The organism is Dryocola boscaweniae, from assembly GCF_025215095.1.
GTDB classification, from domain to species: Bacteria; Pseudomonadota; Gammaproteobacteria; order Enterobacterales; family Enterobacteriaceae; genus Dryocola; species Dryocola boscaweniae.
The window spans coordinates 25,455-41,766 of record NZ_JALHAP010000068.1; the positions used below are offsets into that span (position 1 = coordinate 25,455).

The 16,312-nt window shown below is 53.1% G+C and carries 16 protein-coding genes; 9 read left to right on the forward strand and 7 right to left on the reverse strand.

Annotated elements, in window-relative coordinates; genetic code table 11:
- Positions 1-59: 59 nt before the first annotated feature.
- On the reverse strand, positions 60-1,436 hold the full coding sequence (gene dcuC / locus MUA00_RS02500; protein WP_271121596.1) for an anaerobic C4-dicarboxylate transporter DcuC: 1,377 nt from the start codon (positions 1,434-1,436) through the stop codon (positions 60-62).
- A 393-nt stretch (positions 1,437-1,829) separates the two neighbouring features.
- On the opposite strand from dcuC, the gene MUA00_RS02505 reads away from it, so the two are divergent.
- The 7 genes from MUA00_RS02505 (at position 1,830) to cspE (ending at position 9,646) form a co-directional block, all read left to right on the forward strand.
- A complete protein-coding gene (locus tag MUA00_RS02505) occupies positions 1,830-2,246 on the forward strand; it encodes a DUF2946 domain-containing protein (RefSeq protein ID WP_271121595.1) in 417 nt (138 codons plus the stop codon).
- Positions 2,247-2,311: 65 nt separating this feature from the next.
- Entirely contained in the window at positions 2,312-2,638 is a 327-nt protein-coding gene (locus tag MUA00_RS02510; protein WP_271121594.1) for a copper-binding protein, read from the forward strand.
- 11 nt (positions 2,639-2,649) lie between these two features.
- Positions 2,650-3,906 carry a TolC family protein gene (locus MUA00_RS02515; RefSeq protein WP_271121624.1) on the forward strand — a complete coding sequence of 419 codons (1,257 nt, stop codon included), beginning with the start codon at positions 2,650-2,652 and terminating at the stop codon, positions 3,904-3,906.
- On the forward strand, positions 3,903-5,357 hold the full coding sequence (locus tag MUA00_RS02520; protein WP_271121593.1) for an efflux RND transporter periplasmic adaptor subunit: 1,455 nt from the start codon (positions 3,903-3,905) through the stop codon (positions 5,355-5,357). The genes MUA00_RS02515 and MUA00_RS02520 overlap by 4 nt, the downstream gene beginning before the upstream one ends.
- Positions 5,354-8,473: an efflux RND transporter permease subunit gene (locus MUA00_RS02525; protein ID WP_271121592.1), complete on the forward strand. Its 3,120-nt coding sequence runs from the start codon at positions 5,354-5,356 to the stop codon at positions 8,471-8,473. The genes MUA00_RS02520 and MUA00_RS02525 overlap by 4 nt, the downstream gene beginning before the upstream one ends.
- 200 nt (positions 8,474-8,673) lie before the next feature.
- Positions 8,674-9,243 carry a lipid IV(A) palmitoyltransferase PagP gene (gene pagP / locus MUA00_RS02530; RefSeq protein ID WP_271121591.1) on the forward strand — a complete coding sequence of 190 codons (570 nt, stop codon included), beginning with the start codon at positions 8,674-8,676 and terminating at the stop codon, positions 9,241-9,243.
- 193 nt (positions 9,244-9,436) lie between these two features.
- Positions 9,437-9,646 (forward strand): transcription antiterminator/RNA stability regulator CspE, encoded by a 210-nt coding sequence (gene cspE / locus MUA00_RS02535; protein ID WP_012542460.1) that lies wholly within the window; start codon positions 9,437-9,439, stop codon positions 9,644-9,646.
- 101 nt (positions 9,647-9,747) lie between these two features.
- On the opposite strand, the gene crcB is transcribed toward cspE, so the two are convergent.
- Positions 9,748-10,131, reverse strand: coding sequence for a fluoride efflux transporter CrcB (crcB, locus tag MUA00_RS02540; protein ID WP_271121590.1), 384 nt, complete (start codon positions 10,129-10,131; stop codon positions 9,748-9,750).
- A 107-nt stretch (positions 10,132-10,238) separates the two neighbouring features.
- Between crcB and MUA00_RS02545 the strand changes: the two genes are divergently transcribed.
- On the forward strand, positions 10,239-11,027 hold the full coding sequence (locus tag MUA00_RS02545; RefSeq protein ID WP_271121589.1) for a deaminated glutathione amidase: 789 nt from the start codon (positions 10,239-10,241) through the stop codon (positions 11,025-11,027).
- A 128-nt stretch (positions 11,028-11,155) separates the two neighbouring features.
- Positions 11,156-11,359 carry a twin-arginine translocase subunit TatE gene (tatE, locus tag MUA00_RS02550; protein WP_271121588.1) on the forward strand — a complete coding sequence of 68 codons (204 nt, stop codon included), beginning with the start codon at positions 11,156-11,158 and terminating at the stop codon, positions 11,357-11,359.
- 99 nt (positions 11,360-11,458) lie between these two features.
- Here tatE and lipA read toward each other — a convergent pair whose 3' ends face one another.
- From lipA to rlpA, 5 genes are all read right to left on the reverse strand, one after another.
- On the reverse strand, positions 11,459-12,424 hold the full coding sequence (lipA, locus tag MUA00_RS02555; RefSeq protein ID WP_271121587.1) for a lipoyl synthase: 966 nt from the start codon (positions 12,422-12,424) through the stop codon (positions 11,459-11,461).
- A gap of 275 nt (positions 12,425-12,699) precedes the next feature.
- Positions 12,700-13,341 carry a lipoyl(octanoyl) transferase LipB gene (gene lipB / locus MUA00_RS02560; protein ID WP_271121586.1) on the reverse strand — a complete coding sequence of 214 codons (642 nt, stop codon included), beginning with the start codon at positions 13,339-13,341 and terminating at the stop codon, positions 12,700-12,702.
- 81 nt (positions 13,342-13,422) lie between these two features.
- Positions 13,423-13,686 (reverse strand): DUF493 family protein YbeD, encoded by a 264-nt coding sequence (gene ybeD / locus MUA00_RS02565; protein ID WP_121267153.1) that lies wholly within the window; start codon positions 13,684-13,686, stop codon positions 13,423-13,425.
- Between the two features lie 124 nt (positions 13,687-13,810).
- Entirely contained in the window at positions 13,811-15,022 is a 1,212-nt protein-coding gene (gene dacA / locus MUA00_RS02570) for a D-alanyl-D-alanine carboxypeptidase DacA (protein ID WP_271121585.1), read from the reverse strand.
- A gap of 142 nt (positions 15,023-15,164) precedes the next feature.
- Positions 15,165-16,301, reverse strand: a complete 1,137-nt coding sequence (rlpA, locus tag MUA00_RS02575; protein WP_271121584.1) for an endolytic peptidoglycan transglycosylase RlpA — start codon at positions 16,299-16,301, stop codon at positions 15,165-15,167.
- Positions 16,302-16,312: the final 11 nt, after the last annotated feature.

Here is a 16,312-nt window from a genome sequence, read left to right on the forward strand (position 1 = left end):
GCTTATTAAAGCATAAAAAAAGCGCCTCACAGAGACGCTTTGTTTTGACTATCGGCACGTTACGGCGCCAGGGCGGCGGACGGCACCAGAATCTCGGTGGCGATAATCACCACTAACAGCCCTACGCCAATAGGCACAGAGGTGCGCTTAACCACTTCGAACGGGGAGATTTTCGCCATCCCCGCCACCGCCACCACGACGCCTGAAACCGGGGAAATGGTGCGGCCCAGGTTAGACGCCTGCAGCATCGGGATGGCCAGATAGGCCGGGTTGATGCCGGAGGAATGAGCCAGTTTCGGGATCATCTCAACGAAGGCATAGAACGGCGCGTTGCCGGAGCCGGTGGTCATCGCCGCCAGCATGGTCAGAATCACCAGAACCAGCATCAGGATAATGCTTGCGGAGCCGAACGACGTGGCAATGGAGATCAGGCTCTGAATAAAGCCGATGGTGCTAAGCCCTTGTGCAAAGACGCCTGCCGCAACCAGCAGCATCACCACGTTAGCAAAGGCATCGGCCATGCCGCGATAGCAGACCTCAAGTCCTGAGAAGACGCTTTGCGTGTTGAAACTGCGGAAAAACTCAATGAGCGCCGCCAGCAGAATGCAGATAACCAGAATGGTAATGATGTGCAGTTGCGGGCCCCATTTGCCGTCAAAAATCAGCACGCCGATGATTGGCGTGAAGGGAAGGATGGCGTAGAAAGAGGGCGCGGTGGTCTGGATTTCGCTGACGTCGAGCATTTCGTGGCTGACGTGCTCTTTTTTATCCAGGTAGCGCTGCCAGAAGAAGTGGGCAATCGCCATGGCGATAATGGCGGCGACGGAAATAGGCACGGTGGTTTTAAAGGCAAAATCCACCAGCGACATTTCCGCGGCTTTGGCGGCCAGCACCACATCGCCGGAAGTCGGGGAAAGAATAATCGCCGCCGGAGAGGCGCAAATTGCCGCCGCCGCGCCACGACTGATGCCTACGTTTACCATGACCGGGAACAGCGTTGCCATTAACAGTACGCCGAGGCCGGTAGCCGAAGACACGGCCAGCGACATCAGACACGCCACAAAATAGGCGGCAATCATTAAAATATACGGTGAATTAATAAACTTAAGCGGTTTTGACGCGAGTTTTACCACCATGTCGTTTGCGCCGATATGCGTCATGTAGGAAGCAAATCCACATAACATCATAATCATCATGCCAAGGTCGCCGCCGCGGCTCATCAGCAGGATTTTTACGTATTCAACAATATCTGTCGCGGTATAACCGGTACTTTCAGCGCCGGCAGGTAATACCTGATGGCCCATTAAGGCGCTGACAATCAGTAATAATAAGCCACCGACGAATAATACTCCGGTGGCGGAGTAGCCTTTGATGATGTAGCGGGCTACGCCAACAATAACCACAACCCCAATAAGTAATTCCAGAAAAGTAAGCATAATGTCCCCCGTTGCGCCAGCCGCGGTTTGCCGGGCCTGAACGCAACCGAATGCCTGAAAAATAAACAATAGTGACCTTTGCAGTATTCTGCAAAGCGGTAAAAATGTGCCTGAGTGGTTAACGTGCTTTCCTGATGAGCGTCAACTTTAAGACACTCTGCTCATAAGATGTGACGCTTTTGCAAGCAGCCCGGCAATTATGACATTTACTTATTGATTGTGGTTATGAATTTCTCTTCCGGGTAGCGAATTAATTAACCGTTTGGTAGTCATAAAATTAAATTTATATTACCGGTTTGTTAATTAACGCGCCGAACGTAAAGCATGCTAAAAAACCTTTAAAATATAAAGGGCTCGTGCTTATACTGCCGACACGTTTATTTCGGGGTGTGTATGTTGCAATCCACTTTCTGGTCGACAAGCCGTTTACGCTTTTTCAGAAAGCATCTTTTGATGCTGCTGTTGGCGTTTGGCTGGCTTTTCGTCAACAGCCAGGTGGCGGTGGCTTCGCACGATTGCCCGATAGACGTCAGCGCTCAGGCGGCGAGCGTTCAGCATAGCGAACATATGCTGATGGCGGACGAACACCCGTCGATGGCGAAAATCAGCGGGCCGCTTTGCGGGAAGCACTGCATTCCTGATGTGATGCAAAAAGACAACGGTCACAGCGATATGGCGGCGCTTCCGGTGTCCAACACGCTGGCGCTGATTGTGCCTGATTGCACGCCTGCCGCGCAGTCCGTTTCCACGCTGACTCCTCCTGCAACCGGCCCTCCGGCCACCATTCGGTTTTGTCGTTTTAGAGAATAGCTCCAGCACTGTCACGGTTTCCGGGCGCTTTAGCCCATTCCTTTTCTGTGTTCTGGAGATTTTTTATGTCTACGATTTTAGCTCGCCTCTTTGCAGCTATCGCGCTGTCTGCTTCTGTGGCGAATGCCGCCGCCCACGATATGTCTTTGCACCACGAAATGCCTGCCGCTGAGGTGTATCAAAGCCACGGCGTGATAAAAAAAGTGGCTGCCGATTCCCTTTCTATTGCCCACAAACCCGTTCCTGCGCTGAGCTGGCCTGCGATGACGATGACTTTTAGTCTTCCGGCGCAAGGTACATTGCCGCCGTTAAAAGCGGGCGATACGGTTGATTTCACCTTCAGCCAGCAGGCTGACGGCTACCAGCTTACCTCGGTTACGCCGACTAAATAATCGAGGATATGATGAAACAACCTTTCCTGAGCCTGTGGCTCGGTGGGGTGCTGTTTGCTGCGTCCGTTTTCGCCGTCAGCGCGGCAGAATTTAGCCTGCAACAGACCCTGAGCGCCGCCGAGCATTACTCCGCTGAACTCTCAGCGAACCGTAACCAAAGCAATGCGTTAAATGCGATGGCGGATTCCGCGCGCGAATTACCCGATCCGAAACTGAAATTTGGCATTGAAAATGTCCCGGTGCAGGGCAGCAACGGACACCGCTTTACCCGCGAAGGTATGACCATGCAGCGCATCGGCATCATGCAGGATTACGTAAGCCGCGAGAAACGCGACCGCAAAGCCGAAACCATCCTTGCCCAGTCCGCCAGCAGCCAGGCTAAAGCCGAAGTGATTCGCGCCACGCTTCAACGGGCGACGGCCCAGGCTTGGCTTGATTTAGCGCTTTCAACTAAAGCGCTGGAGGCCGCCCGCAAACTGGTGGCTGAAACCGAGCGCCAGGTCGGCGTGCAGAAAGCAACCGTCGCAAGCGGCAGCTCGCCTGCTTCAGGCGTGGTGGATATCCGCATGGCGCTATTGGCAATGAAGGACAAAGCGACCCTTGCCGGGCGCGACGTCACGCTTGCGCAAACTCGCCTGCTGCAGCTAACCGGCGAGCAGATTGATGCGGTAAGCGGCGCCTTGCCTCGCTATCAGCGTTTGCCTGCCGACCCGTCGTTACTTGAACAGAGCGTGACGGAACATCCGGAGGTGATTGAAGCGGCGCGTGAATCAGACGTTGCGAAAGCGCGATCCGCCCAGTTTGCCGTCGCGGCAAAACCGGACGTGGGCGTTGAAGTTTATTACGCACATCGCGCGGATGATTACGACGATATGGCGGGCGTGATGTTCACCGTCGATCTGCCGATGTTCAAATCGCAACGCCAGGATAAAGATTATTCCGCTGAGGTTTCCCGTTCGATGGAGGCCAACGACCGGCTGGCACTGGCTAAACGCGAGCATGTGGCGCTGGTGCGCAGCCTCGTGGCGGAATATCAGTCCGCGCAAACTCTCTGGCTGCGTCAACGGGAAGAAATTCTGCCCTTGCAGCGCCAGCGCCTTTCGCTGCTTGAAGCGCAATATCGTTCGGGGCAGTCCACGCTTGCCGAACTTCTTGAGGCACGCCGCACGCTGCTGGACACCGAGCTGGCCGCTAATAACGCCGAGAAAGCCGTAGCCCAGGCCTGGGCCGCCATCCGCTATCTGAAGCCGCAGGAAAACACGCTATGAAAATTTCACTTCAACTTACCCTGCTGGCGGTGGCGATTAGCGTTGCGGCAGGCGCCGGTTATTATGCCGGAAAACAAAACCATGCAGCTCCGGCGGCTGGCGTGCAGCCGGAACGCAAGGTGCTTTACTGGTACGATCCGATGACGCCCGGGCAGCGCTTTGACAAGCCGGGTAAATCACCTTTTATGGATATGGATCTGGTGCCGCGCTATGCCGATGAAGCAGCAGATGAAGGTGGGGTGAACGTCAGCGCTCGTCAGCAGCAAAATTTGGGTATTAAAACCGCAAGCGTTGAGCGAAAAAGTTTGAGCTATCAGTTCGATGCTTTCGCCACGGTGGCGACGGATGAGCGCAGCGTGCAGGTTATTCCCGCCAGCGCGAACGGCGTGGTCGAAAAGCTGTTTGTGAAGGCTCCGCAGCAGTTTGTGAAAAAAGGCGAGGCGCTGGCGCAGCTTTGGATCCCCGACTGGACAGCGGCCCAGCAGGAATATCTGGCAGTGCGCAAACTGGGCGATAGCGCGCTAAATGCCGCAGCGCGGGAACGGCTGCAACTGCAATTTATGCCTGCGGAAGTCATTCGCCAGGTTGAACGCAGCGGTAAACCACAAACGCGAATTACCGTGCGGGCTAGGCAGACGGGGTACATCAACAAGCTTGATACGCGCGAAGGCGCGCAGGTTACAGCCACCGCGCCGCTGTTCGAGATAGCAAGCCTTGAGACGGTTTGGGTTGTTATCGACTATCCGCAGTCGCAGGCCCGGGCGCTTCAGGCGGGCAGCGAGATTATCGCTCAATCCGACAGTTGGCCGGGCGAAACGTTCCACGGGCGCGTCAGCGAAGTGCTGCCGAATATGGAAACCACGACGCGCACGCTTAAGGCGCGCATCGTGCTGAATAATCTGGACGCAAAGCTAAAGCCGGGCATGTACCTCAACGTGAAGCTGGTTAATGAGCAACCGCGAGCGGCGGTGCTGGCGATTCCTGAGGAAGCGTTAATCGAAACCGGGAGCGAAAGCCGTGTGCTGGTGGCGACGGGTGAAGGGTACTTTAGCCCGGTAAATGTGGTAGCGGGAAATGTCGAAAACGGCTGGGTTGAAATTAAAAAGGGATTAAAAGAGGGCGATAAAGTGGTGACCTCCGGCCAGTTCCTGATTGATTCCGAGGCCAGCCTGCGCAGCGCGCTGCCGCAGGAAGAACCTGTCACCGCGCAGAAAAAGGAGTATCAGGGTGAAGGCGTGGTGAAATCCGTTGGCGATGAAGCGGTGACGCTCTCTCATAAACCCATTCCGGCGCTGAATTGGGGAGCGATGACCATGGACTTTGCTTTGCAATCTCCCGCGGATGCGCAAAGTGTGAAAGTGGGCGATGAGGTGATGTTTAGCTTCACGCTGGATGAAGAAGAGGGCGCGGTCATTACCCATCTGATGCCGATGGCGGGGAGGATGAAATGATTGCCGCAGTGATTCGCTGGTCGCTTAAAAATCGCCTCTTAGTGCTGCTGGCCGCATTAGGGCTTGCAGCATGGGGACTGTGGTCTTTGCAGCGCGCGCCGCTTGATGCGCTGCCCGATCTTTCCGACGTGCAGGTTATCGTTCGTGTCAGCTATCCGGGAAAAGCGCCGCAGGTGGTGGAAGATCAGGTGACTTATCCGCTTACCACCACCATGCTTTCTGTGCCCGGCGCGAAAACGGTGCGCGGGTTCTCGATGTTTGGCGACTCTTACGTTTACGTCCTGTTTGACGATGGCACCGATCCTTACTGGGCTCGTTCACGCGTGCTGGAGTATTTAAGTCAGGTGCAGTCGCAGCTTCCCCCTGAGGCAAAAGCTTCTTTAGGGCCGGATGCGACGGGGGTGGGCTGGGTTTACGAATATGCGCTGGTGGACAGAACCGGTAAACATAGCCTGGCGGATTTGCGGGCGTTACAGGACTGGACGCTGAAGTTTGAACTGAAAACCGTGCCGAACGTTTCCGAAGTGGCAAGCGTGGGCGGCATGGTTCGCCAGTATCAGATTGTGCTCGACCCGCAGCGTATGCGTGCCTTAAATATCACCCACGATCGGGTTATTAGCGCCGTGCAAAGCGCAAATCAGGAAGGCGGCGGGTCGGTTATTGAGATGGGCGAAGCCGAATATATGGTGCGCACGGCGGGCTATCTGAAGAATCTGGATGATTTTAAACAGATTGTCATTGCCACACGCGAAGGCGTGCCGGTGCTGCTTGCCGATGTGGCGACGCTGCGTCTGGGGCCGGAAATGCGCCGTGGAGTGGCGGAATTTAACGGCGAAGGAGAGGTTGCGGGCGGCATTATCGTCATGCGCTATGGCAAAAATGCGCTTGAGACGATCAACGCGGTGAAAGAGAAGCTCATGCAGCTTAAGGGAAGCCTGCCTGCGGGAGTGGAGATTGTGCCGGTATACGATCGCTCACATCTGATTGAAAACGCGATTGAAACCCTCTCACATAAGCTCCTCGAAGAGTTTATCGTCGTCGCTATAATTTGTACGCTGTTTTTGTTCCACTTCCGCTCGGCGCTGGTGGCGATAATCACCCTGCCGCTTGGCATTCTTGGCGCGTTTATCGTTATGCATTATCAGGGGGTAAACGCCAATATTATGTCGCTTGGCGGGATCGCTATTGCTATCGGCGCAATGGTGGATGCAGCGATCGTGATGATAGAAAATATGCATAAGGTGCTGGAACAGTGGCGGCATGACAATCCCGATAAGCAACCGGGGAGCGCCGATTACTGGCGAATCTCAGAGCAGGCGGCGGTGGAAGTGGGCCCTGCGCTCTTTTGTAGTTTGCTGATTATCACCCTGTCATTTATTCCGGTGTTTTCGCTGGAGGCGCAGGAAGGACGTATGTTCTCGCCGCTGGCGTTTACCAAAACCTACGCCATGGCGGTTGCCGCCGGGCTTGGGATTACGCTGGTGCCGGTGCTGATGGGGTATTTTATCCGCGGGAAGATCCCGGATGAGAAAGCTAATCCCCTCAACCGCTGGTTGATTGCGGCCTACGAGCCGTTGCTTGATAACGTTCTCGCGCGCCCTAAAACGACGCTTGTTTTGGCCGGTGCGTTACTGGTCGCAACCTTGTGGCCATTAAGTCGCCTGGGAAGCGAGTTTATGCCGGCGCTGGACGAAGGCGATCTTCTTTATATGCCCTCAACGCTACCGGGTATTTCGGCTCGTGAGGCGGGGCGGCTTTTGCAACAAACCGACCGGCTGATTAAGACCGTGCCGGAAGTGGAAACCGTCTTTGGTAAAGCCGGCCGGGCAGAAACCGCGACGGACCCGGCGCCGCTGACGATGATTGAAACAACAATCCGCTTCAAACCACGCGACCAGTGGCGAGCCGGCATGACCATGGACAAACTGGTGAGCGAGCTGGATAGCGTGGTGAAAGTGCCGGGTATCGCAAACGTTTGGGTGCCGCCGATTCGCAATCGTCTGGATATGCTGGCGACAGGAATTAAAAGTCCTGTGGGCATCAAGGTGAACGGCAACAATATAGCGGCGATTGAGCAGGTAGCCGGACAAATCGAACGAGTGGTGAAGCAGGTGCCTGGCGTGACTTCCGCTCTTGCAGAGCGGCTGGCTGGCGGGCGCTATGTGGACATTAATATCGACAGGCGGAAAGCGGCCAGGTTCGGCGTCTCCGTTACAGAGCTGCAGTCGCTGGTGGCAACGGTGATTGGCGGGCAAAACATCGGCGAGACGATAGAAGGAAGGGAGCGTTACCCTGTTAATGTGCGTTACCCGCGCGAGCTGCGCGACAACGTGCAAAAGCTGCGTGATATGCCGGTTGTGACAGCGAACGGCAGCCAGATTGCGCTTTCTGAACTGGCCGATATTACGATTACCGACGGCCCGCCAATGCTGAAAAGTGAGAACGCGCGTTTATCCAACTGGATTTACGTTGATTTGCGCGGACGCGATCTGAAATCGGCAGTAGAAGAGATGCAGAAAGTTGTCTCTGAGCAGGTGAAGTTACCGCAAGGTGTGTCGTTATCCTGGTCGGGACAATTTGAATATCTTGAACGCGCGACGGAGAAATTAAAAATCGTTTTACCCTTTACGTTGCTGATCATTTTCGTGCTGCTTTATGTGACATTTTCTCGAGTTAGCGACGCATTATTAATTATGGGGACATTACCGTTTTCATTAATAGGCGGGGTCTGGCTGCTCTATTTACTGGGGTATAATTTATCCGTTGCCGGCGCCGTTGGGTTTATTGCATTAGCCGGAGTGGCGGCTGAATTTGGCGTTATTATGGTGCTTTATTTAAATCATGCTCTCGCTAAGCATAAGGCGTCCAGTCCTGAAGGAGGGAACGCCATGCTGATGCGGGCGATTCACGAAGGTGCGGTGCTGCGTGTGCGGCCAAAAGTCATGACGGTGGCGACTATCATGGCTGGTCTGCTGCCGATTATGTGGGGGGATGGCACCGGATCGGAAGTTATGCGACGGATTGCAGTGCCGATGATTGGCGGTATGATAACCGCGCCTTTGCTCTCTATGCTGGTGATTCCGGCGCTATATGTCTTACTGAAAAAAGAAAAGTAAGATATTTCTCAACCCTCTGTCATAAATGAAATGTTGCAGGGGGTTGACTTTAATGCGCGGTATTTGTTAAGCAAAAAATATGGCGTTGAAATATATTTACAATACAGCGGTGATTTTAAGAATAACCTACCGTCCCATTTAGATTCTATTAAATTAAACTTTGTTAGGCTTTGTATTGAATCTTAATGTGGTATGTCATTGTGAATTTGAACAATAATTTATTGGTTTTAATTTTATTAATTACGTCTCTGGCGGCGCCCGCAAGTTTTGCGGCAGAACAGGGATTTTTCAGCAAAACCTGGGATACTTTTTCTTCCAATGTTTCAGAGACCTGGAGCAATCCTGAGCATTATGATCTCTATGTGCCGGCGGTGACCTGGCATGCGCGCTTTGCCTACGATAAAGAGAAAACCGATCGGTATAACGAACGCCCGTGGGGCGGCGGCTTTGGTCAATCCCGCTGGGATGATAAGGGAAACTGGCACGGCATCTATCTGATGGCCTTCAAGGATTCCTACAATAAGTGGGAACCTATCGGCGGTTACGGCTGGGAAAAAACCTGGCGTCCGTTAACGAATGAGAATTTTCATCTGGGGTTAGGGTACACCGTGGGCGCTACAGCGCGTGATAACTGGAAGTATATTCCCATCCCGGTTTTGCTGCCTTTGGCCTCAGTAGGTTATGGCCCGGCAACCTTCCAGATGACCTGGATCCCCGGGACTTATAACAACGGTAATGTCTACTTTGCCTGGCTGCGTTTTCAGTTCTGAAGCCGGTTTTGATGCGCTCAAAATCGCCTGTTTTTCATATCCTTTTAAAAACAAAGGGTAATCTGCAATTGATAAAAAAATTAGCGACTTTTGTCACTTTTTCTCATTTGGGTACTGGACAAAACGCACCACAATTGTTGTACTGATGCGCGACACAGCATTTGTGTCTATTTTTCATGTAAAGGTAATTTTGATGTCTAAGATTAAAGGTAACGTTAAGTGGTTTAATGAGTCCAAAGGCTTTGGTTTCATTACTCCGGAAGATGGCAGCAAAGACGTGTTCGTACACTTCTCTGCAATCCAGAGCAATGGTTTCAAAACCCTGGCTGAAGGCCAGCGCGTTGAGTTTGAAATCACTAACGGTGCCAAAGGCCCTTCTGCTGCAAACGTAATGGCTATCTAAGTCGCTACAGGCAGAATTTAAAAACCCGCCAAGGCGGGTTTTTTTTCGTCTGTCGGCCGGGCCATTAATTGTATTTTCAAAAAACTCGTCACTTACATATTTCAGTGATTTGCCGCAACGGAAACCAGCCAGAATGCAAGCGCGGTCATCATAAATGAGCCAAGCAGGTTGAGCAGTACGTTCAGGCCAGCCCATGCAAGGCGGCCATCCTGCAGCAAAAAGACAACTTCTGCCGAAAACGTGGAAAACGTGGTTAAACCGCCGCAAAAACCGGTGGTGATAAGCAGCTTCCAGAAAGGATCAATATGGGTAAGACGGCTAAAGAGGGCCAGTCCCATACCGATAATAAAGGCGCCCAGAAGGTTTGCCGTCAGCGTACCAACAGGTATCGCGCCGTGAACGGGATTGAGCTTCAGGCTTAAAAACCAGCGTACCACGCTGCCCGTTCCACCCCCGATAAATACCGCTAACAGAATCTGCAACACAACGCTTTCCCGTACTTAAGATCTCAGAAGCTAGGAGTGTAGCGCTCGCACAATTTGTTTTACACCCGATATACTGAAATTAATCATCATGGGCCGGGGAAATGGGAATGAAAGTCGCGGTGGGGCAGTTTGCGGTAGGTAATGTCTGGCAGGATAATGCACGCACATGCGTAGGGCTAATGGCGCAGGCGGCTTCAAACGGCGCTAAGCTTTTGGTATTGCCGGAGGCCGTTTTGGCCCGGGATGACAAAGATCCTGATATGTCGGTAAATTCTGCTCAGGAAGCCAACGGTGAATATCTGCATGTGCTTCTTGAGGAAAGCCGCAAAAATGCGCTGACCACGGTGTTGACTTTGCATATCCGCACGACCGCAGGAAGAGCGGCTAATACGCTTCTGGTGCTGCGTGCCGGCGCGGTTATTAGTCGCTACCAGAAAATCCATCTTTACGATGCTTTCAGTATGCAGGAGTCGCGGTTAGTGGATGCAGGAAATCAGCTTGCGCCAGTGATTGACGTGGCGGGGATGAAAGTGGGTTTACTCACCTGTTACGATCTGCGTTTCCCGGAAATGGCGCTGAGCCTGGCTTTAGCCGGAGCCGAAGTGCTTGTTTTACCCGCGGCCTGGCTGCGTGGCCCACATAAAGAGCTGCACTGGTCGACATTATTGGCTGCGCGTGCGCTCGATACCACCTGTTATGTGGTAGCATCCGGCGAATGTGGCAACAGAAACATTGGGCAAAGTAAGGTTATCGATCCGCTTGGCGTGACTATCGCAGGCGCGGCGCAAGCGCCCGCTTTGATTTATGCGGAGCTTGAGAGTGAACGTGTTTCAGCCGTGCGGGCTATGTTGCCGGTACTTAAGAATCGCCGCTTCGCAGCGCCCCGGCTGTTCTGATGTTTTTTTAAACAGGGCTTGATTCACCTTGTTACAGATTGCTATTGTGTCGCACGGGCAAATATCCGTTAATTAGCTCAGATTATTTTTCGCCGTCTACACGGCACGCATGACTTAAGAAGGTAGGTATGGGAGAGATTAGCATCACCAAGCTGCTGGTAATCGGCGCACTGATTGTATTGTTATTTGGTACCAGGAAGTTGCGCTCGTTAGGCGGCGATCTCGGCGCGGCTATTAAAGGCTTTAAAAAAGCCATGAACGATGACGAAAGCAGCGCTAAGCCAGCCTCCGGCACCGAAGCCCCGGCGGAACGTATTTCACATAAAGACTGATTTCGCAGTGCTTAACACCGCCATAGCGATAAAAAAACCGGCTCACAGAGGCCGGTTTTTTATTATGCTGCAGAATATATGTAACTTTTTGTAACGCTGTTATTTCACTTCCATGCCTTTGGCCTGCAGGTCCGCATGATAAGAAGAGCGGACAAACGGGCCGCAGGCTGCATGGGTAAAGCCCATAGCCAGCGCTTCGGCTTTCATCTCTTCGAATTCATGCGGGCTCACGTAGCGCTGCACCGGCAGGTGGTGGCGGCTTGGCTGCAGGTATTGCCCCAGCGTCAGCATGGTTACGCCATGGCGGCGCAAATCACGCATTACTTCGATAATTTCCTGGTTAGTTTCACCCAGGCCAACCATCAAACCCGATTTTGTCGGGATGTCCGGATGCGCTTCTTTGAAGCGTTCCAGCAGTTTCAGCGACCAGTTATAGTCAGCCCCTGGACGGACTTTGCGATAAATACGCGGCACGTTTTCCAGGTTATGGTTGAACACGTCTGGCGGCGTTGCGGTAAGGATCTCTAAAGCGCGATCCATGCGGCCGCGGAAGTCCGGCACCAGCGTCTCGATTTTAATGGTCGGGTTTTTCTCGCGGATAGCGGAAATACAGTCGGCGAAGTGCTGCGCACCGCCATCACGTAAGTCATCACGATCCACGGATGTAATAACAACGTAGCGCAATGCCATATCGGCAATGGTTTGCGCCAGTTTGACGGGCTCGTTGGTATCCGGCGCGACAGGACGACCATGGGCAACATCACAGAATGGGCAACGGCGAGTACAGATTGCGCCAAGGATCATAAAGGTTGCGGTGCCGTGGTTAAAGCACTCGGCCAGGTTCGGGCAGGAGGCTTCTTCGCACACGGAGTGCAGACCGTTTTTACGCATCGCCGCTTTAATACCCTGAATACGGGTAGAGTCAGATGGAAGTTTGATCTTCATCCATTCTGGCTTTCTTAACAGCTCCTGGCGCTCTGTCACCACGTTTTTAACCGGGATCAGAGCCATTTTATCGGCGTCGCGGTACTTGACGCCGCGTTCCATTACAATGGGTTTACTCATATGGTGCGTGTTCCAGTTGCGGATAACGAAGTCAGTCTGTTTGAATTCAAGTTAGTGTTTTATTTATCAACTATTTTTGAATTGCGTCCCGGAGTATAGCATCACTGATGGGGATAAATCAGCCAGGACGCGCAGTAAATGGGGAAAGAATTGTAAATGAGCTGTTGTTTTGTGTGCTTTAAAGGTTAACGCATGGCTAAAACACTTCCTGGCGGTGGATGAGTAGGACAGGAAGTCAGATACTGACAAAACGAGCGCGGCCTGCGGAGAATTAATCAGTCTTGTATATATTCAAACTGAGGGTTATTCAGAAGCTCAATTAATTTAGCCACCAGGCGCGGCTGAATATCCGCTACCGTCATTCCCGGCTTGAGGTCCTTTACCTGGGTCATCTCAAGGCCTGCGTAGCCACAAGGGTTGATACGCAAAAACGGCGAGAGATCCATGTCGATGTTTAGCGCCAGACCGTGGAACGAGCAGCCTTTACGGATCCTGAGACCCAGCGAACAAATTTTACGGCCCGCAACGTAAACTCCCGGCGCATCGGCACGCGGGTAGGCTTCAATGCCAATATCCGCAAGAGTATTAACGACGGTTTGCTCAAGTATGGTGACTAACTCACGCACCCCAAGCTTCCTGCGCCGCAAGTCCAACAAGACATACATTACCTGCTGACCCGGGCCGTGATAGGTCACCTGACCTCCACGGTCGCTCTGGATAACGGGAATATCGCCCGCGACCAATACGTGCTCCGCTTTTCCGGCCTGGCCCTGGGTAAATACACGCAGGTGTTCTACCAGCCAGATTTCATCAGGGGTTGTTTCATCGCGCGTGTCGGTAAAGTCGTGCATCGCCTGTGATACAGGCTCATAAGCCTTAAGGCCGAGCTGGCGAATCAGAATGGTTTCTTGAGACAAAATACTGTCCCCGGCAGGTAATGAAAGGTGGGCGGATTATATCACAGCAATGAAAACACCCGGCCGGGGCCGGGTGAGAAATTACAGCACCATACGAACGATTTCGATATTGCCCAGCTCTTCGTACAGGGTTTCTACCTGTTCGATATGGGTAGCGGTGATAGTGATGGAAACTGAATGATAGTTGCCTTTGCTGCTTGGTTTGACCTGCGGCGTGTAGTCGCCAGGCGCGTGGCGCTGCACCACCTCAACGACCAGATCAACCAGCTCCGGCTTCGCCAGTCCCATTACTTTGTAAGTAAATGGCGTAGGGAATTCGAGCAGTTCTTTAAGATTGGTTTTCATGGTAGCTCCAGCGTTACGGCAATAAAATAATAACTCCCGCCGGTGAGGGCGGGAGTTGCATTGATGCATATGCAATGATGAACAGTATATGGGGTCGTAATTCACACTTTCAAGCGTTCAATTATTAACCGAACCAGTGGTGGAACATCAGTTTGATGTAGTCGATGATTCGACTAAAGAAATTCCCTTCCGGCATTTCCTGCAGCACTACCAGCGGGCGCTGCTCAATGGTTTTACCATCAAGCTGGAAATTAATGGTGCCGACAACCTGGTTTTTCTGCAGCGGGGCGTGCAGTTCAGGCGTGTTCAGCACATAGCTGGCTTTCAGGTCTTTCATACGGCCGCGTGGGATGGTGAGATAAACGTCTTTATCCACGCCGAGAGAGGCGCGGTCGTTATCGCCAAACCAGGCTGGCTCAGAAGAAAACTCTTTCCCGGCTTTCAGCGGAGAAACGGTTTCAAAGAAGCGGAAGCCCCAGGTCAGCAGCTTTTTACTTTCAGTTTCGCGGCCTTTATAGGTGTGCCCACCCATAACTGCGGAAATCAAACGCATCTGCCCTTCGGTTGCCGAGGCGACCAGGTTGTAACCTGCGGAATTAGTATGACCGGTTTTGATGCCGTCAACGTTCAGGCTTTTATCCCACAGCAGACCGTTACGGTTCATCTGACGGATATTATTGAAAGTAAATTCTTTTTCTTTATAGATGCTGTATTCGTTCGGCACGTCGCGGATCAGCGCCTGGCCAATTAACGCCATATCGCGTGCGGAACTGAACTGTCCGTCAGCGTCCAGGCCATGAACGGTCTGGAAATGGGTGTTCTTCAGGCCGAGGGCGGAAACATAGCTGTTCATCAGGCCAACGAAGGCGTCCTGGCTACCGGCGACAAAATCGGCCATCGCCACGCAGGCATCGTTACCGGACTGCAGGTTAATCCCGCGAATCAGTTGAGATACCGGCACCTGCATGCCAGGTTTGAGGAACATCAGCGATGAGCCCTTAAAGACCGGATTGCCGGTCGCCCAGGCATCGTTACCCACGGTAACCACCGCGTTTTCATCGAACTTACCTGCTTTCATCGCCTGACCAATCACATAGCTGGTCATCATTTTTGTGAGACTGGCCGGATCGCGGCGGGCGTCAGCGTTGGATTCAGCCAGCACTTTCCCTGAGTTGTAATCAATCAGGATGTACGCTTCCGCATCAATCTGCGGGACGCCCGGGATCATTGTTTTAATATTCAGGTCGTCAGCTTGAGCACAAGCCAAAGCACTAAGGGTAAGGGCCGTAGAGAGCGCGAGGCGCTTAACAAAACGTACAGGAAGGGCTGTATTCATGATAAGAACAACGACATCCGTGATGGAATTAAAAAAGTGCCTTACTATAACAAAAGCGATTTTTACTGGCATCCGTCTTTGCGCATGATTTGTTAATGGGCTTTACACAAATTTACGCGCTGCGGATACCAGCAAGTTTCACTTACATAGCAGGTGCGTTTGTAATAAATGACTGCTGCTGGGCTTCGCTCATCAGACGTTGTTGCAACGCTGCGGCTTCGCTGCGGCTGCCAAAGGGTCCAAGCTGCACGCGGTAAACAGCGCCGTTGCTTGAAACGGCGCCCGGTACATTGAACTGCTGGCTGAGTTTCTGCTGCCACTGCGTCGCGCGTGTCTGGTCGCTCACCGCGCCTACCTGGACTACATAGCGTCCTGAAGCCGCGGCTGGCGCTTCGGTCTGCACGTTGCCCTGTACAGAACCTGGCGCGGTAACCGGAGCCGTTGCTGTGGCCGGAACCGCGGTCTGCTGAACAGGAGCTTCTGCCGCAGGCGCTGGAGCGGGTTCATCGGTTTCAATAACGCCTGGCGCAAGCGGTGTTGCGGCGCCAAGGAAACCGCTGCTGTTTACCGGCGCACCGGTTGTATCGTCGCTTTGCAGCGAAGCATTGCTGATGGCTCGAACATCATTTTGCGGCACATCCGCAGGAGCGGATGAAGCGCTTCCCATCCCGGTGTTTAAATCTGGACGAGCGGGCAGGGCATAGGTTTGTTTAGCAATGGTGGTGCAGGCGGTGCCAAGACCTGACATTGTTCCGTCCTGGGCGACCAGAATCGGGTCGATTCGTACTTTAGTGTTGTTCGACGTGTTGAGCCTTTCCGCAGAGGCACGGGAAAGCGAAATCACACGATCGTTGCCGTACGGGCCACGGTCGTTAATACGCACCACAATCATACGGCCGTTTGCGAGGTTAGTTATGCGCGCGTAACTTGGGATCGGCAGCGTCGGATGCGCAGCCGTCAGCGCCATGGCATCAAAGGGTTCACCTGAGGCAGTCAGGTTGCTTCCAGGTTCAGCATCATAAATAGCCGCCAGGCCCGCCTGGCTAAAGTTGGCCGGATTCTGAACGATTTTGTAGCTTTTGCCGTTATTTTCGTAATCCTGATTCACCGAAGGATTCAACGGTTCGTAGCGCGGTTCAGCGCCGCTAATTTCTACCACCGGACCATTGCAGACTGCCGGTTGCGGCTGCTGATTTACCTGCGGTTGTTCGTCGTCACCGGACGAACAGCCAGCCAGAATGGCGGCTGCTACAAAAATCCCTGGCCAATGCTTAACCATTGCGCACCTCG

Excerpts from the sequence above, each read along its gene's own strand:
- lipA (WP_271121587.1), bottom strand. The coding sequence starts at position 12,424 with ATGAGTAAACCCATTGTAATGGAACGCGGCGTCAAGTACCGCGACGCC.
- MUA00_RS02525 (WP_271121592.1), top strand. The coding sequence starts at position 5,354 with ATGATTGCCGCAGTGATTCGCTGGTCGCTTAAAAATCGCCTCTTAGTG.
- MUA00_RS02520 (WP_271121593.1), top strand. The coding sequence starts at position 3,903 with ATGAAAATTTCACTTCAACTTACCCTGCTGGCGGTGGCGATTAGCGTT.
- dacA (WP_271121585.1), bottom strand. The coding sequence starts at position 15,022 with ATGAATACAGCCCTTCCTGTACGTTTTGTTAAGCGCCTCGCGCTCTCT.
- MUA00_RS02545 (WP_271121589.1), top strand. The coding sequence starts at position 10,239 with ATGAAAGTCGCGGTGGGGCAGTTTGCGGTAGGTAATGTCTGGCAGGAT.
- cspE (WP_012542460.1), top strand. The coding sequence starts at position 9,437 with ATGTCTAAGATTAAAGGTAACGTTAAGTGGTTTAATGAGTCCAAAGGC.
- MUA00_RS02515 (WP_271121624.1), top strand. The coding sequence starts at position 2,650 with ATGAAACAACCTTTCCTGAGCCTGTGGCTCGGTGGGGTGCTGTTTGCT.
- rlpA (WP_271121584.1), bottom strand. The coding sequence starts at position 16,301 with ATGGTTAAGCATTGGCCAGGGATTTTTGTAGCAGCCGCCATTCTGGCT.
- MUA00_RS02510 (WP_271121594.1), top strand. The coding sequence starts at position 2,312 with ATGTCTACGATTTTAGCTCGCCTCTTTGCAGCTATCGCGCTGTCTGCT.
- dcuC (WP_271121596.1), bottom strand. The coding sequence starts at position 1,436 with ATGCTTACTTTTCTGGAATTACTTATTGGGGTTGTGGTTATTGTTGGC.
- ybeD (WP_121267153.1), bottom strand. The coding sequence starts at position 13,686 with ATGAAAACCAATCTTAAAGAACTGCTCGAATTCCCTACGCCATTTACT.
- MUA00_RS02505 (WP_271121595.1), top strand. The coding sequence starts at position 1,830 with ATGTTGCAATCCACTTTCTGGTCGACAAGCCGTTTACGCTTTTTCAGA.
- tatE (WP_271121588.1), top strand. The coding sequence starts at position 11,156 with ATGGGAGAGATTAGCATCACCAAGCTGCTGGTAATCGGCGCACTGATT.